This is a genomic window from Dolichospermum sp. DET69 (assembly GCA_017355425.1).
Lineage (GTDB): Bacteria > Cyanobacteriota > Cyanobacteriia > Cyanobacteriales > Nostocaceae > Dolichospermum.
In genome coordinates, this window is the sequence record CP070233.1 from 2,126,017 (window position 1) to 2,150,598 (window position 24,582).

Sequence of the window (24,582 nt, forward strand, 5' to 3'; positions counted from 1 at the left end):
AAGGGGGATTTAGGGGGATCGGATCACGTTTAGCATCCTGTCTAGAGATGTGTATACACGGTAGCTTAAAAAGGGGGGCTAAATTCTTCAAAGTCCCCCTTTTTAAGGGGGATTTAGGGGCGGATCACGTTTAGCATCCTGTCTAGAGATGTGTGTACACCGTAGCCTTAAAAAGGGGGGCTAAATTCTTCAAAGTCCCCCTTTTTAAGGGGGATTTAGGGGGATCGGATCACGTTTAGCATCCTGTCTAGAGATGTGTGTACACCGTAGCTTAAAAAGGGGGGCTAAATTCTTCAAAGTCCCCCTTTTTAAGGGGGATTTAGGGGGATCGGATCACGTTTAGCATCCTGTCTAGAGATGTGTGTACACCGTAGCCTTAAAAAGGGGGGCTAAATTCTTCAAAGTCCCCCTTTTTAAGGGGGATTTAGGGGGATCGGATCACGTTTAGCATCCTGTCTAGAGATGTGTGTACACCGTAGCTTACAAAGGGGGGTTAAATTCCTCAAAGTCCCCCTTTTCAAGGGGGATTTAGGGGGATCTGCGGGTGTCAGATCCCACACGAAAAAGTTTTCAAACAACCTCTTAGATTAGTAGGTTGGGTTGAATGAAGTGAAACCCAACATTAGCAGCAGGATAGTAAAAGGTGTTGGGTTATGGCTTGGCCACACTTCGTGAACGTTTCTCAACCCAACCTACAATAAATTTTGTTTTACATAAAGGGAAGAGTAGAACCACCGGAGATAATATTACCCATTACCCATTCCTGATTTTGGACAAGAGTATGAAATTGCCAATTTGGATCAGTTTGAGGGTAATCTAAACGGTAATGTCCACCTCGGCTTTCGGTTCTAAAAACAGCACTTTTAAGAATTAATTCCGCCACATCTAATAAATTACGAGTTTCTGCCCAAAGCCGTAATTCCTTTTCAATATGTGGTTGATGAAAATTAACTGATTGCGTAGGCTGTAAACTCAATAATAATTGACTTAAAGGTAAAGCTGCAAAATCTTCTTGCCAAGATTTAATTTGAGAAATGGCATTTTCTAAACTTGATTTTTCTCGACAAATACCCGCACTTTGCCAAACTACACGGGGTAAATTTTGGCGAATTTCTTCAAGTTGTTTTTGTTGATTTTCCCACTCAGTTAGAGACGGGTTAACTGCCAAACTTTCAGTTTCAATATTGTTAGCAGATTTCTGTTTGGCAACTGGCAATTTTTCATAATCAATATTAGCCATTTGCGCCCCAAACACAATACATTCCAACAAAGAATTACTCGCTAAACGATTAGCACCATGTACCCCCGTACTAGCAGTTTCCCCAATGGCATATAAACCAGGAATATTTGTACAGTTCATCACATCTGCAAGGATACCACCCATCCAATAATGGGCAGCAGGAGAAACAGGAATGGGTTGAGTAAAAACATCAATCCCCCAACGTTGACAAACAGCGATGATATTCGGGAAGCGGTAACGAATTTTATCAGCCGGGATAGGGCGCATATCTAACCAGACGTTTGCTGTAGCCGGGTCAGCAGCCGTTTTTTGTAAATGACTGAAAATAGCTCGACTAACCACATCTCGCGGTGCTAGTTCCCCTGCTGGGTGGTAATCAAAGGCAAAACGTCGCCCAGTATCATCCACAAGATGCGCCCCTTCACCACGCACAGCTTCACTAATCAGAAAACGTCCGGGTTTACTTAGGGCTGTGGGGTGAAACTGGACAAATTCTAAATCCCGGAGAATTGCCCCTGCCCGCCAAGCAATGGCTACACCATCACCTGTACTTACCTCTGGGTTAGTGGTTTGGGCAAAGACTTGACCACCGCCCCCAGTAGCTAAAATCACCGCCCCTGCTCTAATCCAGGTAATTTTCCCTTGATAAAATAGGCTAGTTCCCAAACATTGACCTGTTCCCGGTTCTATCCATAAACTCAGAGCTAAAGCTTGCTGAATTACTTTGATATTTTGACGACGCAGGACTTGATCTGTGAGTGTGGTGGTGACTTCTCTACCTGTGGTATCGGCTGCATGGAGAACGCGAGGACGAGAATGGGCTGCTTCTAGGGTTAAAGCCAAATTACTGTCATGACGATCAAAAGCTACGCCTAAGTTAACCAGGGATTGAATACAACTGGGGGCTTGTTCTGCGAGGAATTGCACAGCAGCGAAATCACATAAACCCGCCCCGGCTTTTAATGTGTCTTCAATATGCAGTTTGGGTGAATCTTCTGGGGCGACGGCTGCGGCTATACCACCTTGGGCCCAATCACTAGCGGAGAGAGAAACTGTTTCTTTAGTAATTAAGCCGACTTGTAACGATTCTGGTAAACATAGGGCTGTGTATAGTCCTGCTGCACCAGCGCCGACTACTAAAACATCAAATTGGTGAGGAATATCTAATAAATTCAAAATTCAAAATTACGGGTAATGGGTAATAGGTAATGGGTAATAGGTAATGGGTAATGGATTCTTCACCAATTACCAATTACCAATCACCAATTACCAATTAGGGTTATCTGTAAATACCGTTGTTAATGCGGTCGTCGCCTTCGTTGAAGTTAGGCTCGTATTCTGTCACTGTGAAGTTGACGAAGTTAGCTTGCAAACGTTCTTTTTGGGTATCGCTCAATCCTGGTAGATTTAATACGTCTTCTACTTTTTCGTAGGGAGCATTAGCGATAATTTTCTTAGCCAAGGTGGGATACAGTCCAGGAAACTGTTGGAAAGCGGCGATATTGGTATTATTCAAATCAATTTTTTTACCAAAATCCGTTCCTAGCTTCATATCTGCTTTGTTTTGACGGGCAACTGCTAATACAGGAACTTGATTGTCAGCAAAGCTATTGAAACTAAGAGCTTGGGCTGTCTGGGTAGTTCCCAACATTCCCCAGCAACCTAGTAACAATGTGAACGCAGTTAATAAACGCACCAATCCTTTCACGATTTTTTACCTCTTTTTTGCAAACAATAATAAAATTTTGCAGCCAAAAGCTAGGAACTATAGGGCATAAGCCAGAAGTTTGGGGAGGTTAGAGCAGTTTCTTTTCTAACTTAATCCTGATTTCTTCATGGTTTAGCTTTATGGTTTAAGCTTGAGAGCTTGCACAACAGTCATCAAAAACTAATATACAGCGTATTAATATCCATAATATTTACTACTATGTGGTTTGATTTGACTTTTGCCAAAAATCTGACCTAACAGCACTTTTGCGCCCATTTTCGGTATTTACCTGCATTGATGGGAATTTTATGCTAGAACCGCTGCTAGTAAGAAGAGACTGTCTACTAGAATTGTACTCAAAACTGCACCTCCAAAGGCATACCAATGGGATTGTTTGTTGAGCAAAGAAGCTGTTCCCACTGTCATCAATATTAGGGCAAGAATGATTGCCAAGCCTACTCCCCAAGGTGTTTGGACTTGTGTTAGGGCATTTCTTAAGATTTGTGAAGCTCCTTCTGGCGCTGTTCTCATAATTTGTCGCCAATAGGGCATCAAATCCACTAAATAAAAATAAATATCGGTTAAAACTGTTCCTAATAAAGAACCTAGATAAAACCAATTGCCAACTTTACCCCAATTCTTGGTTAAACACCATACAGCAAAGGGTAGTCCTAGTGCTTCTACGGGTATATGCCAGATTGGTTCATATCTTAACCAGCCCCAATAAATTGCTCCTGTTAACCAAGTCCAACTAAATCCAAACAATATATCTCCCCAAAGATATGTTTGGGGACTTGACATTAATCTAATACTGAACCACACCCAAAAGCCTGTTATCATTACGCTTAAAATAGGAAATGATCGCACCAAAGGGGCTTCTATAAACACTGGCACTGATACTAAAAATACTGATGCTAAAAATATTAACCAACCCTGTCGGGAAGATATCAAGTTTGGTAAAGAAGGATTTTTTAAGCTGTCATTGATCTCTAACGTGGGGTTAGTGACTGTATAGGAAGAAAATGTCTGATTAATCAAAGTTTTTAATATTTGTTACTAAACTTTACTTATCTTACAATATCATAATTGAAAATCCCCCCCTGGGGCATCTTGATTATACATGAATTTTTTATAGCCTTGGCGATTAGAAATTATGAAACTACGCAAACAAAGTCCGCGCAAGCGGACTAATAAAAGATTAAGGATTTTGCCCTTGTAGATGCAGTTTCTAACCGCCGATTTAATATTAATTTGATACTAATTAGGGATTGCATAAAAGAAAGCAAAAGCTTTGACAGATAAAGGTTTACAGTTTACTGTTTTATATGCACTAGGATCAAGTTCATCAAGCTATCTAAAATCCGCTCTTGTGATAACGGCATCATTTCTTTGCCATACAGCATTTCCTGTACCATCATATAACCCACCAGCGAACCAAAAAATATTTGCGCTGTTGCTTCTGGGTCAGTAATTCCCAATTCTGGGTGAGAAACAAAGTATTGACTCAGTAAATGTCGTCCTCGCTGAATGACAGTTTGAGTATAAAGTTTTGCTAATTCTGGAAACCGTTCTGATTCAGTGATAATAATGCGGAATAGTGCTAAATAATCAGGATTTCCCGCCACTTTCATCAAATAAGTTTCTGCTACTTCTCTTAGTAAAATTGCGGGTTCACCATGCAATTCTCTCGTACAAAATATACTACTAAAATTAGCTATTGTCACCCGTTCTATTAATGCTTTAAACAGTCCTTCCTTATCTTGAAAGTGACTGTATATAGTTTGCTTGGAAACTCCTGCTTCTGTGCTTACTCCGTCCATACTTGTTCCAGCATAACCATCTTTTAAGAAGATCCGCATAGCCCCTTGTAGGATTTGCTCTTGTTTTTGAGTTATCGCAGGTAGGGAAAATAATGTTTCCAATTCAAAAGTGGAATTTTTCGACATAGATTTTAGATTTTTATAGTAGAGACGTTCCATGAAACGTCTTGTGCATTTATTAATGAAAGTAAAATTTTTGCATACTTCTTGCGATATCATACCATACCGTCTAGTATGATATTTAAACTAGATATTTCTAGGGTGCTATCATGTCTCAGACTCTACCAACATCTTCCGATAGTTTTACTAATGTTCCCATACCACCATCTAAGCAGCAGAAGGGTAAAAAACTAATTCCTTTGTTGTTGGGGTTGTTGGTTGTCGGAGGAGGAATTAGTTATGTAGTGTGGCGTAATCAACCTCAAACTTCAATAAATATACTTAAATTAAGTGGCAGAATTGAGGGTTACGAAACGGAAATTGGGGTTAAGCGTTCAGGCAGAATTGAGTCAGTTGCTTTGAGAGAAGGGGCTTATGTCAAAAAAGGACAGGAATTAGTTAAGCTGGATGACAGTAATGATCAACTGTTACAAGAACAATTAAGAGGCAGTGAAGCACGGGTAACATCTGCACAATCTGATGAACAACAAGCGATCGCAGATGTGGATAGAGTGCAAAGTGAACTTGAACAAATTAATAGTCAAATTACTGAAGCAAAACTCAATTTACAGCAGTCTCAAGGGGATACCCAAGGACGAATTCAACAGGCTAAATCTAACGTTGCAGCAGCCAAAGCGCAACTATTGCAAGCACAAGCCCAAATTAAGCAAACAGAGGCAGAAGTAAAATTAGCGAGAATAAACCGCGATCGCTATACCCAGCTTATCAAAGAAGGTGCTATTAATCAACAACAATTTGACCAATCACAAACCACATTAGATACAGTCATAGCCACCCTAGAAGCCCGACAAGCAGCAGTAAATGCAGCAAGAGAACAATTAAGTGCTATCCAAGGGGCATTAACTCAAACTCAAACCACAGGCTTCAATCCTGGTATTCGCAATGCCCAATTAGAAGCATTAAGCCGCAAAAAAGATCAGAGTTTTGCTCAAATGAAATCTGCTCAGGCTAAAGTCAGATCGGCTCATGGTAAAGTTAGGGATGCTTTAGCATCAAAACAACAAATTTTCACCCAGATAGAAGATTCTAAAAAAGATTTAAATGTTGTTAGTCCTTTAGATGGGGTAATAACTGCCCGCAGTGTTGAACCTGGTACAGTAGTGAATAATCAAACTAAGATTTTAACAATAGTTGATCCCAAAAATATATATCTGCGGGGTTTTATTCCTGAAGGTGATATTGGTAAAGTTAGATTAGGACAAACTACTAAAATTTTTCTTGATTCTGCACCTGAAAAACCGCTAATTGGTAAGGTTATTTCTATTGATCCTCAAGCTTCTTTTACACCAGAAAATATTTATTTCCAAAAAGATCGGGTGAGACAAGTCATAGGAGTTCGCATTCAAGTGGAAAATCCTCAAGGTTGTTTTAATCCTGAAAATCCTTATAAAGAGTCAGATTTACCTTGTGCCAAGGTTGGGATGCCGGCAGATGCAGAAATTAAGTTACAGTGAAAAATATGGATTAAATGAACCACGAAGGAGCGAAGGACACGAAGGAAGAAAAGAAGAAGAAGAAGAAGAAGAGAATTAATTTTTTATTGGTAATGGCATGGGAGTTAAAAATTTAGAGATTCAATGTTATGAATAATTACCAAACGGAAGCTATTAAGGTTAGTAATTTACATAAACATTATGGTAAGTTGGCGGCTGTTAAAGGTATTAATTTTACTGTTTATAAGGGCGAAATGTTTGGATTAATTGGTCCTGATGGTGCAGGTAAAACTACTAGCTTTCATATTTTAGGTGGTGTAATGGAAGCAACTGCTGGGGAAGTTTTGGTATATGGTCAACCTGCTAGAGATGCACGTTTAATTACTGGCTATTTAACACAACAATTTTCTCTATATTTGGATTTGAGTATTGATGAAAATTTGCGTTATGCTGGGGGTTTGCGACAAGTTCCTGATGATTTATTATGGGAACGTCGTCATAAATATCTGACTTTAATGAGTTTAGAACAATTTGGCGATAGCTTGGCGGGTGAATTATCAGGAGGTATGAAACAAAAGCTGGCTTTATGTTGTGCTTTGGTTTCTCAACCGCAAGTTCTCTTATTAGATGAACCTACTACGGGTGTTGACCCAGTTTCTCGGCGAGAATTTTGGGATGTGTTAGCAGAATTATCAGCCCAAGGGATGACAATTGTGGTAGCTACACCCTATCTAGATGAGGCTGAACGCTGTCATCGGGTGGCATTAATGTATAGTGGTCAAATTCATGAAATTGGTACTCCAGCCGCATTACGAGCCAATTTAGGCTTGCATCGTTTAGAGGTAAAAACTGCAAATTTGGAAATGAGTGAGCAAATTCTCTTGCAGAATTTACATACAAATATAGTTGATGTGCAGACTTTTGGCGATCGCTTGGATGTCTTAGTAGAAGATATAACTATTGGTGAAAACCAAGTAAATGAATTATTAAAACCACATCATCCTACTATTGAACACGGTGAACCTACTTTAGAAAATGTCTTTGTTACCCGTCTTAGACAACAAGGTTCTGCACCACCATTTTTACAATTTCCCCGTTCTCGTGGTGGAAATAAAAATAAAGAATTAGAGAATGAGATTAATAGAGAAACAAATTCTTCCCAATTACCAATTACCAATTACCAATTACCATCTTCACAAATTGCTATTTATGCGAAAAATCTCCATCGTGCATTTGGTAAATTTCAAGCAGTTAAAAGTGTCAATATCGAAGTCCGTTATGGTGAAATATTTGGTCTTTTAGGTGCAAATGGTGCAGGGAAAACCACCACAATTAAAATGTTATGTGGATTGTTAGCAGCTAGTGGAGGAGAAATTTCTTTAGGTGGAGAAACCGGAAATTTGCGAAGTGCAGAATTAAGAAAACGCATTGGTTATATGAGTCAAAAATTTACCCTATATGACGACTTAACAATTCTGCAAAACCTAGAATTTTATAGTGGTGTTTATAGTGTTCCCCGTAAACTTAGACAAGAAAAAATTGATTGGGTAATATCTACTTGTGGGTTAGAAGGACAAGAAAATATGCTGACGGGACAATTACCAGGAGGTTGGAAACAACGAGTTGCTTTTGGGGCTTCAGTTATGCACGAACCCGATATTTTATTTTTAGACGAACCAACATCTGGAGTAGACCCTTTAGCACGTCGTCAATTTTGGAAACTAATTAATGATTTTGCGCGAAATGGTACAGCCATTTTAGTCACAACTCATTATTTAGAAGAAGCCGAACAGTGTAACCGCATGAGTTTTATGGTAGCTGGAGAAATTGCTGCGGAAGGTTCATCCAGTTATATTAAATCTTCCCAACCAGGAAAACTTATAGAAATAATTGTTAATCAAAATCAAGCGGCTTCAAAACTATTGAAACAACAATTTGATGCTTGGAGAGTTTCCATTTTTGCTAATAGTTTACATATTGTTCTCGACAATCCAGAAACAGAAATTCCCCAAGTAATACAGCTTTTAGAATCAGCCAATTTTATAGTTCAATCCATTCGTCCTATTCCTTTTTCCTTAGAAGATGCTTTTATTGGTATTGTTCAGAGAGTTGGTAATAATTAAAAATTCAGTTTATGTAGGTTGGGTAGAGGAACGAAACCCAACACAATTTAAAAAAATGTTGGGTTTCACTTCGTTCTACCCAACCTACAATTTTTAATAACCAAAATTATGAAAAGAATTATTTCTCAGTGTATTAAAGAACTATCTCAATTTAGACGAGATAAATTAACATTAGCATTAGCATTTTTATTGCCATTTATGACACTGTTAATTTTTGGTTTTGCTACCAGATTAGAAAGTAAAGATATTCCTTTAGTTGTCCAGGATTTTGACCGAACAAACTTGAGTAGTAGCTATATTGAAAAATTATATGCCACCAATCAATTTATTCCTAAAGAATGGTCAGGAGGAAACCCAGCCCGAGACGCTATTGATAGAGGTATTGCCAAAGTAGCGGTAATTATTCCTCCCGAATTTAGTCGAGATATTAAAGCTCATAAACCAACTACAGTACAAGTTTTAATTGATGCCACAGATGTTAATAATGCCCGTGTAATTAGAGGAAGTATTCAACGAGTTACTAATTTCTTTATGCAAACAGAAGGACTTTTACCAGCTACCAAAAGAATTACAGCTAGAATCCGTTTATGGTTTAATCCTGGTAGATTAGAATCTTTATATATTGTTCCCGGAGTATATGGCGTAATTTTGTGGATTTTTCCATCTTTACTCACAGCAATTGCTATGGTGCGAGAAAAAGAAAAAGGGACAATTTTACAAGTTTATGCTTCTAGTATTAGTGCTACAGAGCTGTTATTAGGTAAAGGTATGGCTTATCTATTAATTGCCATAACTGAGGCATTAATTGTGATCGGATTAGGATCAATTATTTTTAAAGTATACTTGGTTAATAACCCGATTACTTTATTATTAGGAACTCTAATATTTCTCATAGATAGCGTTATGTTTGGTTTGCTAGTTGGAGTCCGTAGCAATAACCAAAATTCTGCCGTCCAAATTATTTCTCTGGTGGGTTTTATTACTTCTTTGTTATTGTCTGGTTTTATTTATCCCCTCAACAATATTCCTTTTCCTCTTTCACTTGTAACTAATGTAGTTCCTGCCCGTTATTATATTAATATTACTCGTGATGCTTTTTTGCGGGGTACGGGTTGGACAGGAGTTTGGTTTGATTTCCTCATGCTAACAGTTTTAGGCTGGATATTTTTTAACGTCTCCCGGCGAATTTTAAGTAAAATGCAAATTAGTCAGTAGTCAGTAGTCAGTAGTCAGTTGTCAGTTGTCAGTTGTCAGTTGTCAGTTGTCAGTTGTCAGTTGTCAGTTGTCAGTTGTCAGAAAGAGTAGTCAGTTGTCAGTTGTCAGTTGTCAGTTGTCAGTTGTCAGTTGTCAGTTGTCAGTTGTCAGAAAGAATGGAATTTCTCCTCTGCTCCAACAACTATTTTGAACACCAACATACTTAGTGTGCAAGCTATTTTTATAAATTAGACTTTAGTTCTAGTTAGTTCAATACTGATTTTGCCGCTAAAATCAGGAATAGGTGCAGCGGGTTTAGTGAGAATAACTTGTACTTGATTAATGCTGTCGCTATCCTCTAAAATACTATCAGCTATAGCCCCAGCTAGTCTTTCCACCAATGCAAACTTCGAGGTTTTTAGCAAATTTTGAACTAAACTAATGATGCGCCGATAATCTATAGTATCTTCAATATTATCCGTTTTAGCTGGACCAGAAAGATCCAACCATAATTTCACGTCTACCTCAAACCATTGCCCTAACACCTGTTCTTCCGGTAAAAACCCAGTATAACCGTAGCCACGAATTCCTGTTAAATGAATACAGTCCATAATTTCTAATCAATGCAACTTACTTTTAATAATCTTAATCAAGTTTGGTCTTATGTATTAACAGAAACCCTGAAACGCTTAGGTTTAAATTGCGCTGTAATATGTCCTGGTTCTCGTTCTACACCATTAACATTGGCTTTTGTCGAACAAATACCAGATATTGAAGCTATTCCGATTTTAGATGAACGTTCAGCGGCTTTTTTTGCCTTGGGACAAGCAAAAGCAACGGGAAAACCTGTCGTTCTAGTTTGTACTTCGGGAACTGCGGGAGCAAATTTTTATCCAGCGGTAATTGAAGCTAGGGAAAGTCGCATACCTTTATTAATATTAACCACTGATAGACCAGCAGAATTACGAGATTGTCATTCTGGCCAAACTATTGATCAAGTAAAATTATACGGTAATTATCCCAATTGGCAAGGGGAGTTAGCGACACCTTCTCTCGATATGGGAATGTTAGGTTATCTCAGACAAACGGTAATTCACGCTTGGGAACGTTGTCAATTTCCCAATTTCGGCGCAGTACATTTAAATATACCTTTTCGTGACCCTCTCGCGCCCATTCCTGATGGTACAAATTTCACCTTAGATGTGGAAGACTTCTTTTCAGGAATAGTTTCCACCCCATTACCCATTACCAATTACCAATTACCAATTACCTCTTGCCAAAAAGGGATTATTATTGCTGGGGTAGCTCAACCACAAGATCCTCAAGAATATTGTAGAGCGATCGCACAACTAAGCCAATCTCTCCAATGGCCTGTTTTAGCTGAAGGACTTTCCCCTGTGAGAAATTACTCACACTTAAATCCCTGTATAATTTCCACCTACGATATTATTCTCAGAAATCAGCAATTTGCCCAAGAATTAACCCCAGAAATAGTAATTCAAATTGGCGAAATGCCCACAAGTAAAGTATTACGCAATTGGTTAATTTCTACTAAACCTCAACGTCTAATCATTGACAAGTGTGATCAAAATTTAGATCCTTTACATGGAAAGACCACGCATTTAAGGATGTCAGTCACAGAAATTGGAAAATTGGAACTGGGGGAATTACCAAAAAATGAGTATTTACAAAAATGGTGTACAGCAGAAAAGAAAGTGAGAAAAAATATTGATGATAATTTTGATAAGATGGATGAATTAATTGAAAGTAAAGCTGCTTGGTTAATTTCCCAAACTTTGCCACCAGCCACACCGCTATTTATTGCCAATAGTATGCCAGTGCGAGATATGGAATTTTTCTGGAAACCCAATCATTTAAAAATTAAACCTTATTTTAATCGCGGTGCAAATGGCATTGATGGTACACTTTCCACCGCTTTAGGCATAGCACATAATCAACAAAGTAGTGTGATGTTAACAGGAGATTTATCCCTGTTACATGATACGAACGGTTTTTTAATTAGCAATAAATTTATCGGGCATTTAACAATTATCTTAATTAATAACAATGGTGGAGGTATTTTTGAAATGTTACCCATTGCCAAATTCAATCCTCCCTTTGAAGAGTTTTTTGCCACTCCCCAAAATATTGATTTCTCTCAATTATGCGCTACTTACAATGTACAACATAAATTAATTAGTTCTTGGAAAGAATTGCAAAATCAATTAAGGCAATTGCCAAAAACGGCAATTAGGGTTTTAGAGATAAGAACAAACAGGAAAAAAGATGTGATGTGGAGAAAAGAGCATTTAGAGAAATTTAGTAATTGGTAATTGGTAATTTTCTTCTTCTTGACTCCTAACTCCTAACTCGGTGACTCCTAACTCGGTGACTCCTAACTCCTAACTCCTGACTCGGTGACTCGGTGACTCCTAACTGTTTCCATAATTTTTCCACAAGTGCCACAGATAAAGATTAAACTAAAAACTCTTATACAGCAAAACCTGTCAACCAAAATCAAGTAATTATGTCCAAGGTTCTTGTCTCCGACCCAATTGACCAAGTAGGTATTGATATTCTTTCCCAAGTGGCTACAGTTGATGTCAAAACCAGCCTCAAGCCAGATGAACTCAAAGCCATTATTGGTGAGTATGATGCGCTGATGATCCGTTCTGGAACTCGCGTTACTCAAGAAATTATAGAAGCTGGCACAAAATTAAAAATTATTGGCCGGGCCGGTGTGGGTGTGGATAACGTTGATGTTCCCGCAGCTACACGCAAAGGGATTGTCGTCGTCAATTCCCCAGAAGGTAATACCATTGCCGCAGCCGAACACGCTTTAGCCATGATGTTATCCTTATCTCGTCATGTTCCTGATGCTAACGCTTCAGTTAAACGTGGTGAGTGGGATCGGAAATCATTTGTTGGTTCGGAAGTATACAAAAAAACCCTCGGCGTTGTCGGGTTAGGAAAAATTGGTTCTCATGTTGCCAGTGTAGCTAAGGCTATGGGGATGAAACTCCTCGCTTATGATCCATTTATCTCCGTAGAAAGAGCGGAACAACTGGGTTGTCAATTGGTGGATTTAAATTTGCTATTCCAGCAAGCCGACTATATCACCTTGCACATTCCCAAAACTACGGAAACTGCTAACTTAATCAACGCTAAAACTTTGGCGTTAATGAAACCTACCACCAGAATTATTAACTGCGCTCGTGGTGGCATTATTGATGAAGTAGCTTTAGCAGAAGCAATTAAAAATGGTGTAATTGCGGGTGCGGCGTTGGATGTGTTCGATTCCGAACCATTAGGAGAATCGGAATTGCGATCGCTCGGCAAAGAAGTAATCCTTACACCTCACCTCGGTGCTTCTACTGCTGAAGCCCAAGTTAACGTCGCCATAGATGTAGCTGAACAAATTCGGGATGTATTATTAGGACTACCTGCTCGTTCCGCTGTGAATATTCCCGGACTTGGACCTGATATACTAGAAGAACTCAAGCCCTATATGGAATTAGCGGAAACCTTAGGGAACTTAGTTGGTCAACTTACTGGCGGTAGAGTCGAGACACTTAATGTTACACTGCAAGGAGAACTGGCAACTAATAAAAGTCAGCCTTTAGTGATAGCCGCTCTCAAAGGACTACTTTACCAGGCATTGCGAGAACGGGTAAATTATGTCAACGCTACCATAGAAGCCAAAGAGCGGGGCATTCGAGTTATTGAGACACGGGACGCTTCGGCGCGGGATTATGCTGGTTCATTGCATCTACAAGCTACAGGGACTTTAGGTACACATTCTGTTACAGGTGCGTTATTGGGTGATAAGGAAATTCACTTAACGGACGTTGACGGTTTCCCCATCAATGTCCCCCCCAGTAAATATATGGTGTTTACCCGACACCGTGATATGCCTGGTATTATTGGTAAACTCGGTTCTCTCCTCGGCAGCTTTAATGTCAATATTGCCAGTATGCAGGTAGGCCGGAAAATCGTTCGTGGTGACGCTGTTATGGCTCTCAGCATTGATGATCCTTTACCAGATGGTATTTTAGCGGAAATTAAAAAAGTAGACGGCATTCGAGACGCGTATACGGTGACACTTTGATTCTGAACTATGATTCTCGTGATTTATTTGATGAAGATGTCTGAACTGTGATTCTCGTGATTTATTTGATGGAGATGATTAGATAATTATGCAAATCATCTTCATCATAAAAATCAAATAAATCATAGTTCAGACAGCGATTTATTTGATGAAGATGTCTGAACTGTGATTCTCGTGATTTATTTGATGGAGATGATTAGATAATTATGCAAATCATCTTCATCATAAAAATCAAATAAATCATAGTTCAGACAGCGATTTATTTGATGAAGATGTCTGAACTGTGATTCTCGTGATTTATTTGATGAAGATGATTAGATAATTATGCAAATCATCTTCATCATAAAAATCAAATAAATCATAGTTCAGACGAAGATTTATTTGATGAAGATGTCTGAACTGTGATTCTCGTGATTTATTTGATGAAGATGATTAAATAATTACGCAAATCATCTTCATCATAAAAATCAAATAAATCATAGTTCAGACGACGATTTATTTGATGAAGATGTCTGAACTGTGATTCTCGTGATTTATTTGATGAAGATGATTAGATAATTACGCAAATCATCTTCATCATAAAAATCAAATAAATCATAGTTCAGACGAAGATTTATTTGATGAAGATGTCTGAACTGTGATTCTCGTGATTTATTTGATGAAGATGATTAGATAATTACGCAAATCATCTTCATCATAAAAATCAAATAAATCATAGTTCAGACGAAGATTTATTTGATGAAGATGTCTGAACTGTGATTCTCGTGATTTATTTGATGAAGATGATTAAATAATTACGCAAATCATCTTCATCATAAAAATCAAATAAATCATAGTTCAGACGACGATTTATTTAATGAAGATGTCTGAACTGTGATTCTCGTGATTTATTTGATGAAGATGATTAGATAATTACGCAAATCATCTTCATCATAAAAATCAAATAAATCATAGTTCAGACGAAGATTTATTTGATGAAGATGTCTGAACTGTGATTCTCGTGATTTATTTGATGAAGATGATTAAATAATTACGCAAATCATCTTCATCATAAAAATCAAATAAATCATAGTTCAGACGACGATTTATTTAATGAAGATGTCTGAACTGTGATTCTCGTGATTTATTTGATGAAGATGATTAAATAATTACGCAAATCATCTTCATCATAAAAATCAAATAAATCATAGTTCAGACGAAGATTTATTTGATGAAGATGTCTGAACTGTGATTCTCGTGATTTATTTGATGAAGATGATTAAATAATTACGCAAATCATCTTCATCATAAAAATCAAATAAATCATAGTTCAGACGACGATTTATTTAATGAAGATGTCTGAACTGTGATTCTCGTGATTTATTTGATGAAGATGATTAAATAATTACGCAAATCATCTTCATCATAAAAATCAAATAAATCATAGTTCAGACGATAATTTACTTAATTAAGATGATTAATTTATATGGCAAATACTTGGTGGGAACTGAATATCTTATCTGAACCAGATTTAGAAGATACTATATTTTGGCGCTTGGAAAAATTTGGCTGTCGTGGTACAGCAGTAGAAATTAAGGGCAATGTCTCCTTTGTCAAGGCTTATTTACCCAGCTTTAAAACACAATTACTAGATTTGGCTGCTTTAACACTGTGGCTGCGTCAAGATGCAATGTGTGTAGGACTCCCTTTGCCTATCCTCAGTTGGGGTTTAATTGACGAAGAAGACTGGTCTAGTAGCTGGAAACAACATTGGCAACCAGAAGAAATAGGCGATCGCTTTCTGATTAACCCTGCTTGGCTACCTTTACCTGAATCCTTAGACCGATTAGTAATCCGTCTTGATCCAGGAGTAGCCTTTGGTACAGGTAATCATGCCACCACTCAATTATGTTTAGAAGCCCTAGAAATGCGATTCGCTGAAGTTCCCCAATCCTTCCTTGATAGTCCAAAAAAGGGAGAACCCTTAATCATTGCCGATATTGGTTGTGGTTCAGGTATTCTAGGCGTTGGGGCAATATTATTAGGAGCAGGTAAAGTCTATGCCGTTGATAACGATCCTGTAGCAGTAAGATCTACCTTTAGTAATCGCGCTCTTAATGATATCCGTCCAGAATCTTTAATCCCTATTGAAGGTAGTGTGGACATGATCCGGAAAACAATTAATCAGCCAGTAGACGGTATTGTTTGTAACATTTTAGCAGATGTAATTATTGAACTACTCCCAGAAATGACCGCAATTACCAAACCTACTACTTGGGGGATATTTAGTGGTATTTTACTAGAACAATCCAAAGCCGTAGCTGATGCTTTAGAACAAAATGGTTGGATAGTAGCTACTCTCTGGAAAAAGAAAGAATGGTGTTGTTTAAATGCCCGTCGTTCTTAATCATTTTCAAAACATTTATCTCCATTTGAATAATAAGTATATAAGAAGCAGAAAATACCCATTTAATCCATGAATAAACAACTACAAGAATACAATCCCAGTGGTGTAGCCCAAATCAATGGTAATTTCCTCGGATTACCTGATGATTACGATTCTGCTAATTTAATTATTATCCCTATCCCTTGGGAAGTAACCGTTTCCTATCGTGCAGGAACAGCCAAAGGACCACAGCGAATTTTAGATGGTTCACTGCAAATAGATTTATTTGATTTTGATCATCCTGATGGTTGGAAACAGGGAATATTTATGCTAGAAATTCCCCAGGAAATGATCGAAAAAAATAACCATTATCGTCAACAAGCAGCTAAAATAATTGCCCGTCAAGCTGAGGGTAAATCATTAACAGATGAACCAGATTTAACTCATATTCTCGCAGCCATTAACCAGGCTGGAGAGCAGGTAAATCAATGGTTATTTACCCAGTCACAAGTAGCAATGAATCAAGGTAAGAAAGTTGCTGTCATTGGTGGTGATCACAGTTCACCATTAGGGTACTTTCAAGCTTTAGCTCATCAATATGATGACTGGGGAATTTTACATATTGATGCCCATGCAGATTTAAGAAATGCCTATGAGGAATTTGAGTTTTCCCATGCTTCTATTATGTTCAATGCCATAAAAATACCGCAAATTTCTAAATTAGTCCAAGTAGGTGTGCGGGATATTTGTCATGATGAAGTGCAAATAATTAATCAATCGAATGAACGCATCATTGGTTATTATGATTCAGCAATTAAACAACAATTATACTCTGGTAAAACTTGGTTGAATTTATGTCAAGAAATAATCAGCCATTTACCAGAAAAAGTTTATATCAGCTTCGATATTGACGGTTTAGATCCTAAACTTTGCCCCAATACAGGTACTCCTGTTCCCGGAGGACTGGAATTAGAACAAGTTTATGGTCTATTCCGAGAATTGGTAAATAGTGGCAGAGAAATTATTGGTTTTGATGTTTGCGAAGTTGGTGACGGAGAATGGGATGGTAACGTTGGTGCGCGAATAGTCTACAAATTAGCAAATTTACTAAATTTATCCCAGAAATAGGCAAAACGCAAAAGAAGTAATAATACAGCGGTATGCACTTAGATGAGATACAGTTATTAAATTACAAACCCTGTAGGGGCGGGGTTTTCCCACCCTCGATTGTATTTCATCCCACCGAGAACCGCTATAATTTCTCTTCATTAATTACCAATTTTCAAGCTATAATCGCGGACGGGATCAAACCCGTCCTTTATTTTTGGCTATAAAAATGATTTCCTATCAGATTTTAGGCAATTTGCATACATACTATAGGAAGATGCGAAAAATAGATCATAAAAGTTAGATTAATTGGGGATGTTGTTATGCACTGGATTTAAGTCAAGGTTTGGTTGTTAGCCAAACCTTTTTTATTACTTATTTTTTCCAGGTTGGGGATTGGAGAGAAAAATTAGCTGAAACTGTTCTCTGTTAATTGTTCTCTAAGCCTAAAAAATTTTATCAAGTCTTTGATGTATTAATAGTAACTGTAATATCTCCTTGCTGTGTGAATTTAATGACATTACCCATGAGATTCAGCAATATTTGCCGTAAGTGGTCAGAATCCCCTAAATATCTAACGGGTAAATCTGCCATTTCCAGACAAATTTTTAATCTTTTTTCTAGTAATTTTGCAGATAATAAATCTATAATTTCTTGAATTATATCTTTTAAAATAAATTCTCTTATTTCCAAAGATAGTTTTCCTGCTTCTAGTTTCGATAAGTCTAAAATGTCATTAATTATATTGAGTAAATTTTTACCGCTAGATAAAATTATATTTATCGAATCTTGCTGTTCTGGATTTAAATTACTTAGAGGGTGTTTGAAAAGTATTAAATAAAACCAATAATCTCCAAAAACCTAACCCCCCTGCCCTCACAAGGGTAGGTTTTTTACATTGTCGTGAGGGCAAGACTTGGAAGACAAGGCAGACAAGGTGGCAAGGGAGGAAAAGCGGACAAAATAAACCATAAACTGAGTATTTTGTGGATAAAATCCACCTTGTCTACTATCCTTCCTTGTCCTCCTGGTCTTGCCTTTACAGAAAATATTAAAAACCTACACCTGTCAGACCCCCCTGCCCCCCTTCCCTACGTTAGCGCAGCGTGCCGAAGGCTGGGAAGGGGGGTTTCAAAGCCTCTCTCCGCTTCGGGGAGAGGTTTACAAGAGGGGTTAATTTATACCTTGAAAACTTTTAAAACATCCTCTTAGAGACAGGATTTCTGCCATACCTAAAATTCCATTCATAGGAGTACGAATTTCATGGCTCATATTCGCTAGAAATGTACTTTTAGCTTGGGTAGCTGCATTAGCTTTATCTCTTTCTTGCCTCAGTTCTTTAACTAATAAACCTTGCTGAATCGCTATATAAATTTGCAAAATCATCTCATCTAAAAAGTTAATTTCTCTTTGTTGCCACACATGAATTCAATGACAATAATGAATTATTACTAGTCCCCACAGAGGAGAAGATAGAGTATTAATAATAATTGGGAATGCCGCTACAGATTTAATTTGTAACCCCTTTAATAATTCGTAATAACAAGGATCTATTTCGTCCGTTTCGATATCACTAATGACTTGTTTATAGTTATTGTATATATTGATTACGATTTTCTATATTTTGAAAAAATGTATCTTTCCAAGTAAAATCCATTAAGTTTTACCCGATTACACTGGCGCAATGGCACTAAATTTGTCACAATCTATCATTGATGATTTTAAGTAACGTAAAATTACCAGCGCTAGTGATAGTCAGATGATCAACAAACCCCGCAAACGCAGACCAAAAGCCGCGAAAATTAATCAGCCTCTTCAAGGTACAATCAAAAAGAGAGTCAGAAAAATGCCAAAACCTTCTCAACAGTTTAGTTGGTTATGGTCTACATTGGCGCTGACTCTGTTGTTAAGCAGTGCTGGTATCATTATTGCTTTTGGCTGGATTAGTGTCCTTTATATCTTAAATCCCGCACAGGTTAGCTGGGTGAATGATTTTTTACCAAAATGGGCAAAAATATCTATAGGTAAACGAGAAATACCCCAGACCTTGACAGCTATTGAACTCAGTTTAACTCAAAAACAACGTCTAGCTGGCGAAACTCTGCCAATAGATAGTAAATCACAAGACTCTTTTGTATTACCAATTTTCCAAAAACGGACTAAATGTGAATCTAATTGTCAAGAATTAGTAGAACTAAGAATTTATCAACGGGCTGATGATTTAGAGTATAAATATCAATCAGAAAAATATTACTATTTAATTAACAAATTGCCTATTATTGGTCTATCCAAAAATTTCATAGAATCTCCTACACTTATAAGTATTTCCAACTTAGATAATCAAGAAGCCAAAATATATTTACCTTTAACAAAGGTGAAAGTTTTTACAGATACTAACCTATCTCCAGGATTTTGGTTTTATCTGCGAGGTGAACATAAAAAGAACGATGATAATATTATCTATGGTCAAATTATTTATTACAACTCTACTCTGAAAAGCTTACAACAAATGTTATCTTGGAAAACCCAAAACGGGCAATTACCTAAATGGCAACAGATAACAGGTAATGATGCCAAAGAATTAATTATTGATCAAACGGCAAGTATAGAACCAAATTTGCAAGTTTATCAAGTTAAAGCTAGTCAGTTAGTTGTTAATTCTATTTATTTAGAAGCGATTAATTTCCAAAAACCCGCAGTTGATGAATTTGCCTTTCAACAATCTCTATTATTAGCCAGAAATGGACTCTGGACTCCTGCTTTTACATGGTTAAAAGCTTTGAAAAAACAGCGTAAACAGCCTTTTTCAGCAGCAGCACAGGCACAAATAGATGTAATTCGGTTACATTCTGAATTGACAAAAATGCAAGCTGAGAAAAGTTGGGCAAGTCCTAATCAACAAGTTACAGCCGATATTATTGATGGTCGTTGGGAAAAAGCTTTGCAGGTATTGGAAACTTCACCTGATTATGGTCAAGAACTTGCTAATTTACTGCAAACAGATAAAGGCAGAATTTGGAATCGTGCTGCTGTCGCGTTACGACTAGATCCCAATCGTCGGGCAGTTTTAGCTTGGGTAGCACTAATTTATAAAGTGCAACGGGGAGAAGAAAGAGCTAATGATTGGTTGGAATCACAACCGAATATTAACCCAGAAACAGTTAACTATATTCAAGATATTTTAACTAAACTTGATGATGATAAAATAAATGCCCATCCCAGTCGAATTGTTGGGACTGTCAACCAAATTAGTCGGATTAATCAGCAGGATTGGTTGCCAATATCTCTGCAAACTAATTTAAAAATTACTGATAATCAAGTTTGGTATCAGGTAGAAGTTAGTGCATTTCATAATGGTACAAGCTGGTTACGTTATCCGTTTGCTAATTTTGATCAACTGCAAAATCAACCTCGGAAATTTTGGCGAAAAATTCTCGGTATTAGTTCTGACCCCAGTATGCAAATTATTGTCTGGAAACCTAATGGAGAACAGGAAGTTACTACAACTACTATTAAAGCTGTTCAAGTCCAAAATCAGGGTTTGCGTCTGTTAATGTCGGGTTCTGAGTTACCTGAAAGCAAGGTTAAATATCTCCAACCTCGACCTTTAGCACTGACTGTGGATGCTTTGAAATGGGTAGAACCGTCTCCAGTATCTATTAAGGAGTTATATCAACAAAAACCCCAATTAGTAAAATTAATGTTGCCCACTATATGGCGAAAATTACAACAATCGGGTGATATTACGGCTGGTACTATTCCTGATTTACAGGAAATGCGCGAAAAAGTGGCTGACTGGCCAGTACAGCTAGTTGATTTAACTAATGATCAACAGCAAGAGATTGTCTTGACTATTTCTGCTCCGGCCATAGCATCCTTAAATCAGTCAGATAGTCATAAGTTAGAACAGCCAGAGTATCAAAAACGTCCCCGGACTTTGATTTTGTCAGCGGATAGCAACGTAATTTATAGTGATTTTGCCCGTGCAAACCAGCAAACGCTAATAGCGATCGCTCAACTTACCGATGATCAATCTCTAGCGTTACTGGTAGAAAGAAAACAGGGCTATAGTCTGGAACGGTGGTCACAAACTAATCAGCGATTTGAATAGTTACCAGACTGGTACTTTATTCTGCTTCGCTGGGAGTTGCCACTTGTCCGCTTTTGAGACTTTGTAATTTTTCTAAAAGAGAATCTACCTCTGCTTGCAAGTCCATGAACTTCACTTGCTGATCGTCTCGATAGTAAGCCTTCGTTAACTTCTTGACTAAGTTAGCGTGGGATTCGCATTCGGAAACACTGGATGACATAGTAGACATAGTGGTTGGCATTACAAACTTAACTCACACCATTAGAAATGATAGTATTATATACTAATCTTTAACTTTGTTAAAAAATTGTATAGTTTTCATTCTATACTCTAACTAGGTTACAAATGTAGTAATAAGAGACTCCGATCATGATGACGGTGTTCCATAACTAACATATAGACTTGAAAAGTGGGATACTTGAACCAAAAGCATTCCCAATTCCAAATCCTTAATTAAACAATTTTGAATCCCGTGACTTTGAGCCTGTCTGCTGCTAAATCTTATTCTCAACCATGGCCAGGGCTGATCGAAGCCTATCGTCAATACCTGCCTGTCAGCGAAAAAACCCCTGTGGTAACTCTGTTGGAAGGTAACACACCTTTGATTCCCGCGCCAGCGATCGCCGACCGTATTGGCAGACAGGTGAAGGTGTATGTCAAATATGATGGACTTAACCCCACTGGTAGCTTTAAAGACCGGGGGATGACAATGGCAATTTCTAAAGCAGCAGAAGCAGGTGCTAAAGCTGTAATTTGTGCCAGCACTGGTAATACCTCTGCCGCCGCTGCTGCCTATGCTAGACGCGGAGGAATGAAGCCATTTGTCCTGATTCCTGATGGCTATGTAGCTTTAGGTAAGCTCGCACAAGCGTTACTTTATGGGGCGGAAGTCCTAGCCATTCAAGGCAATTTTGACCGCGCCCTGGAAATTGTCCGGGAAATGGCAGATCAGTATCCCATCACTTTAGTTAATTCTGTCAACCCCTATCGTTTAGAAGGGCAAAAAACTGGAGCTTTTGAAGTTGTTGATGCTTTAGGTGATGCTCCCGATTGGTTATGTATTCCGGTAGGGAATGCGGGCAATATCACAGCATATTGGATGGGTTTTTGTCAATACCATCAAGACGGAAAATGCGATCGCTTACCGAAAATGATGGGTTTTCAAGCTGCTGGTGCTGCACCTTTGGTATCTGGTAAACCGGTGGCATATCCAGAAACCCTGGCTACAGCCATTAGAATTGGGAATCCAGCCAGTTGGGATAAAGCCATTGCAGCGCAAACAGCTAGTCAGGGAAGTTTCCGGTCTGTGACTGACGAGGAAATTCTCGACGCTTATCGCTTATTAGCATCATCAGAGGGAATTTTCTGTGAACCTGCCAGCGCTGCTTCTGTAGCGGGTTTATTACAAGTAAAAGACGAAGTTCCCACAGGAGCAACGGTAGTCTGTGTTCTCACTGGTAATGGTTTAAAAGACCCAGATACGGCAATTAAACACAGTCATGCCCAATTTAAACAGGGAATTGCCGCAGATGTCAAAGCTGTAGCCGAAGCGATGGGGTTTGAGTAAATTTTCGGGGTTAAAAACAAGGGTTGGGTAATGACTGATTATCAAGTGCGATCAATTTGGTGGATGCCAACCCGCTTTAACCCAACTTTACGCACAGTAACAGCTAAACTATATTTTAGCCAAGCTATCGCTCCTGAGTTGTAAAGTAACAACCAAACTTAGTTTGTAACCGTTCACGGGGGGTACAAAAAACGCTCTATACGAGATTCAACGAAAACAGTATGAAAAATGGTATAGATTTGATTTTTTTAGGTTATTTGAAATTCGCAAAATCTCTATATCGGGTTGCAAATCGTTTTCTAGCCAATTTAGAAACCATTCGTTAATATGTCAAGTTAGCTGAAAAGCTCAACAGACAAAGCTTTCAGGCTTTCTAATAAATTCTCCCCCCTGTGAACGGTTACCTTAGTTTTTTACTTGACAGTCGGACATTTTTGTCCGATAATTTGTAGATGAAAGGAAATGAGTTTATCAAAAAGGTGAAAAAGTTAGCAAAAAAGCGTGGTATTGAAGCCTATGTTGACACAAAACGTGGCAAAGGAAGTCACGTCACACTGTATTTTGGAGATCATGTCACCATAGTTCGTAACCCAAAAGATGAACTCAAAACCGGCACTTTTCAAGCTATGTTAAATCAGTTGGGAATTGCAGAACATGAAATTTAACACTGGGATTATGATGATTAGATTTGTATATCCAGCCCTACTCACTGCCGATCAAAAAGATGGTGGCTTTGTAGTGACATTTCGTGACTTACCAGAAGCGATTACTCAAGGTGATTCCTTAGAACAAGCATTAAATGAAGCTGCTGACTGCTTAGAAGAATCCATTGCCATGCGTATTGATGATAAGCTAGAAATCCCCCAACCTTCACAACTCAAACATGGGGAGTATTTAGTAGCCGTACCAGCACAAACAGCCTTAAAAGCGGCACTAAATCTAGCAATGCGTGAAAAAGGTATGAGTAAAGTTGAACTTGCTAATACTCTTAATATCCATGAAAAGGAAGTCAGACGTATCCTAGATCCTCACCACGTCACAAAATTATCTACAATGGAACGGACTCTGGTGGTACTCGGACAACGAATAGAATTAATTACAAGTCAGTGCAAATTCACGCCGGCTTGAAAACTTTAGCTTAGTCAGCAGAAGCTTTTTAAGCTATTTTTTGTAGTGTTTGGGGCTGGGGTAGGGGCTTGCCTATTGTTTCATAGCCATACAGCAAATCTTCTAAAACTTCCTTGGCATTTTCCAGTGCTTCTTCATAGCTTCCACCGTGTGTCCGCGCATATTTTCCCCATTCAGGTAAAAAAGCAATATATGCTTGATCCTCTTCAGACCACTGAATCAAAATACTATATTTCATAGTTCATCCTTTTCTTATAATTGCTCGAGTTCTTTTATACTTTCTATTATATCCTTCTCCTGATAAGGTTTTGCATCCTTGCTGTCTTTGCCAGAGAGAACTACAGGTTGTAGTAGAAGTGGATGAATCCAGTAAGAATGACTACCTTTTCCCCGTTTGGGTAAGAGCGTAAATCCTGCTTTCTGCAACATCTGTTTCAATTCTCTAACTTTTTTGGGCATTTAATATTACCAGTAGTGATAAATTAGGAATATAAACCACAAAAAATCCCCTGAAAAGAT

General features: G+C 38.0%; 22 protein-coding genes and 1 pseudogene. 12 read left to right on the plus strand and 11 right to left on the minus strand.

Going from position 1 to position 24,582, the window contains the following annotated elements:
* Nucleotides 1-709: 709 nt before the first annotated feature.
* The 4 genes from nadB to EZY12_09870 form a co-directional block, all read right to left on the minus strand.
* Nucleotides 710-2,416: an L-aspartate oxidase gene (gene nadB, locus EZY12_09855; protein ID QSX69847.1), complete on the minus strand. Its 1,707-nt coding sequence runs from the start codon at nucleotides 2,414-2,416 to the stop codon at nucleotides 710-712.
* 103 nt (nucleotides 2,417-2,519) lie between these two features.
* Nucleotides 2,520-2,948 carry a photosystem II complex extrinsic protein PsbU gene (gene psbU, locus EZY12_09860; protein ID QSX69848.1) on the minus strand — a complete coding sequence of 143 codons (429 nt, stop codon included), beginning with the start codon at nucleotides 2,946-2,948 and terminating at the stop codon, nucleotides 2,520-2,522.
* A gap of 306 nt (nucleotides 2,949-3,254) precedes the next feature.
* Nucleotides 3,255-3,986 carry a DUF3120 domain-containing protein gene (locus tag EZY12_09865; GenBank protein ID QSX69849.1) on the minus strand — a complete coding sequence of 244 codons (732 nt, stop codon included), beginning with the start codon at nucleotides 3,984-3,986 and terminating at the stop codon, nucleotides 3,255-3,257.
* 275 nt (nucleotides 3,987-4,261) lie between these two features.
* Complete coding sequence (locus EZY12_09870; protein QSX69850.1) at nucleotides 4,262-4,894, minus strand: TetR/AcrR family transcriptional regulator; 633 nt, start codon at nucleotides 4,892-4,894, stop codon at nucleotides 4,262-4,264.
* Nucleotides 4,895-5,037: 143 nt separating this feature from the next.
* Between EZY12_09870 and EZY12_09875 the strand changes: the two genes are divergently transcribed.
* The 4 genes from EZY12_09875 to EZY12_09890 all read left to right on the plus strand — a co-directional run bounded on the left by EZY12_09875 (nucleotide 5,038) and on the right by EZY12_09890 (nucleotide 9,925).
* A complete protein-coding gene (locus tag EZY12_09875; GenBank protein QSX69851.1) occupies nucleotides 5,038-6,402 on the plus strand; it encodes an HlyD family efflux transporter periplasmic adaptor subunit in 1,365 nt (454 codons plus the stop codon).
* 128 nt (nucleotides 6,403-6,530) lie between these two features.
* Nucleotides 6,531-8,504 (plus strand): ABC transporter ATP-binding protein, encoded by a 1,974-nt coding sequence (locus tag EZY12_09880; protein QSX69852.1) that lies wholly within the window; start codon nucleotides 6,531-6,533, stop codon nucleotides 8,502-8,504.
* Between the two features lie 108 nt (nucleotides 8,505-8,612).
* The gene (locus tag EZY12_09885; protein ID QSX69853.1) at nucleotides 8,613-9,719 is read left to right on the plus strand and encodes an ABC transporter permease; all 1,107 of its coding nucleotides are present in this window, start codon (nucleotides 8,613-8,615) and stop codon (nucleotides 9,717-9,719) included.
* A gap of 32 nt (nucleotides 9,720-9,751) precedes the next feature.
* Entirely contained in the window at nucleotides 9,752-9,925 is a 174-nt protein-coding gene (locus EZY12_09890) for a hypothetical protein (GenBank protein ID QSX69854.1), read from the plus strand.
* 21 nt (nucleotides 9,926-9,946) lie between these two features.
* On the opposite strand, the gene folB is transcribed toward EZY12_09890, so the two are convergent.
* Nucleotides 9,947-10,309, minus strand: a complete 363-nt coding sequence (gene folB / locus EZY12_09895) for a dihydroneopterin aldolase (GenBank protein QSX69855.1) — start codon at nucleotides 10,307-10,309, stop codon at nucleotides 9,947-9,949.
* A 12-nt stretch (nucleotides 10,310-10,321) separates the two neighbouring features.
* Between folB and menD the strand changes: the two genes are divergently transcribed.
* From menD to EZY12_09915, 4 genes are all read left to right on the plus strand, one after another.
* Nucleotides 10,322-12,031 (plus strand): 2-succinyl-5-enolpyruvyl-6-hydroxy-3-cyclohexene-1-carboxylic-acid synthase, encoded by a 1,710-nt coding sequence (gene menD / locus EZY12_09900; protein QSX69856.1) that lies wholly within the window; start codon nucleotides 10,322-10,324, stop codon nucleotides 12,029-12,031.
* A gap of 194 nt (nucleotides 12,032-12,225) precedes the next feature.
* Nucleotides 12,226-13,806 (plus strand): phosphoglycerate dehydrogenase, encoded by a 1,581-nt coding sequence (locus EZY12_09905; protein ID QSX69857.1) that lies wholly within the window; start codon nucleotides 12,226-12,228, stop codon nucleotides 13,804-13,806.
* Between the two features lie 1,465 nt (nucleotides 13,807-15,271).
* Nucleotides 15,272-16,192 carry a 50S ribosomal protein L11 methyltransferase gene (locus EZY12_09910; GenBank protein ID QSX69858.1) on the plus strand — a complete coding sequence of 307 codons (921 nt, stop codon included), beginning with the start codon at nucleotides 15,272-15,274 and terminating at the stop codon, nucleotides 16,190-16,192.
* A gap of 69 nt (nucleotides 16,193-16,261) precedes the next feature.
* Nucleotides 16,262-17,299: an agmatinase family protein gene (locus tag EZY12_09915; protein ID QSX69859.1), complete on the plus strand. Its 1,038-nt coding sequence runs from the start codon at nucleotides 16,262-16,264 to the stop codon at nucleotides 17,297-17,299.
* 438 nt (nucleotides 17,300-17,737) lie between these two features.
* Here the strand turns inward: EZY12_09915 and EZY12_09920 are convergent, their stop codons facing one another.
* The 3 genes and pseudogenes from EZY12_09920 to EZY12_09930 all read right to left on the minus strand — a co-directional run bounded on the left by EZY12_09920 (nucleotide 17,738) and on the right by EZY12_09930 (nucleotide 18,664).
* Entirely contained in the window at nucleotides 17,738-17,971 is a 234-nt protein-coding gene (locus EZY12_09920) for a hypothetical protein (GenBank protein ID QSX69860.1), read from the minus strand.
* Between the two features lie 9 nt (nucleotides 17,972-17,980).
* Nucleotides 17,981-18,112: pseudogene (locus EZY12_09925) on the minus strand (hypothetical protein).
* A 339-nt stretch (nucleotides 18,113-18,451) separates the two neighbouring features.
* Nucleotides 18,452-18,664, minus strand: coding sequence for a hypothetical protein (locus EZY12_09930; protein QSX70609.1), 213 nt, complete (start codon nucleotides 18,662-18,664; stop codon nucleotides 18,452-18,454).
* Nucleotides 18,665-19,037: 373 nt separating this feature from the next.
* On the opposite strand from EZY12_09930, the gene EZY12_09935 reads away from it, so the two are divergent.
* Complete coding sequence (locus EZY12_09935) at nucleotides 19,038-21,389, plus strand: hypothetical protein (GenBank protein ID QSX69861.1); 2,352 nt, start codon at nucleotides 19,038-19,040, stop codon at nucleotides 21,387-21,389.
* A 16-nt stretch (nucleotides 21,390-21,405) separates the two neighbouring features.
* On the opposite strand, the gene EZY12_09940 is transcribed toward EZY12_09935, so the two are convergent.
* Nucleotides 21,406-21,597: a hypothetical protein gene (locus EZY12_09940; protein QSX70610.1), complete on the minus strand. Its 192-nt coding sequence runs from the start codon at nucleotides 21,595-21,597 to the stop codon at nucleotides 21,406-21,408.
* 243 nt (nucleotides 21,598-21,840) lie between these two features.
* On the opposite strand from EZY12_09940, the gene EZY12_09945 reads away from it, so the two are divergent.
* The 3 genes from EZY12_09945 to EZY12_09955 all read left to right on the plus strand — a co-directional run bounded on the left by EZY12_09945 (nucleotide 21,841) and on the right by EZY12_09955 (nucleotide 24,063).
* On the plus strand, nucleotides 21,841-22,935 hold the full coding sequence (locus EZY12_09945; protein ID QSX69862.1) for a threonine synthase: 1,095 nt from the start codon (nucleotides 21,841-21,843) through the stop codon (nucleotides 22,933-22,935).
* Nucleotides 22,936-23,414: 479 nt separating this feature from the next.
* On the plus strand, nucleotides 23,415-23,600 hold the full coding sequence (locus EZY12_09950; GenBank protein QSX69863.1) for a type II toxin-antitoxin system HicA family toxin: 186 nt from the start codon (nucleotides 23,415-23,417) through the stop codon (nucleotides 23,598-23,600).
* The gene (locus EZY12_09955) at nucleotides 23,590-24,063 is read left to right on the plus strand and encodes a type II toxin-antitoxin system HicB family antitoxin (protein ID QSX69864.1); all 474 of its coding nucleotides are present in this window, start codon (nucleotides 23,590-23,592) and stop codon (nucleotides 24,061-24,063) included. The genes EZY12_09950 and EZY12_09955 overlap by 11 nt, the downstream gene beginning before the upstream one ends.
* Before the next feature lie 28 nt (nucleotides 24,064-24,091).
* Here EZY12_09955 and EZY12_09960 read toward each other — a convergent pair whose 3' ends face one another.
* Both EZY12_09960 and EZY12_09965 read right to left on the minus strand, forming a co-directional pair.
* Nucleotides 24,092-24,301 (minus strand): type II toxin-antitoxin system HicB family antitoxin, encoded by a 210-nt coding sequence (locus EZY12_09960; GenBank protein QSX69865.1) that lies wholly within the window; start codon nucleotides 24,299-24,301, stop codon nucleotides 24,092-24,094.
* Nucleotides 24,302-24,315: 14 nt separating this feature from the next.
* Nucleotides 24,316-24,522: a type II toxin-antitoxin system HicA family toxin gene (locus EZY12_09965; protein ID QSX69866.1), complete on the minus strand. Its 207-nt coding sequence runs from the start codon at nucleotides 24,520-24,522 to the stop codon at nucleotides 24,316-24,318.
* Nucleotides 24,523-24,582 lie beyond the last annotated feature (60 nt).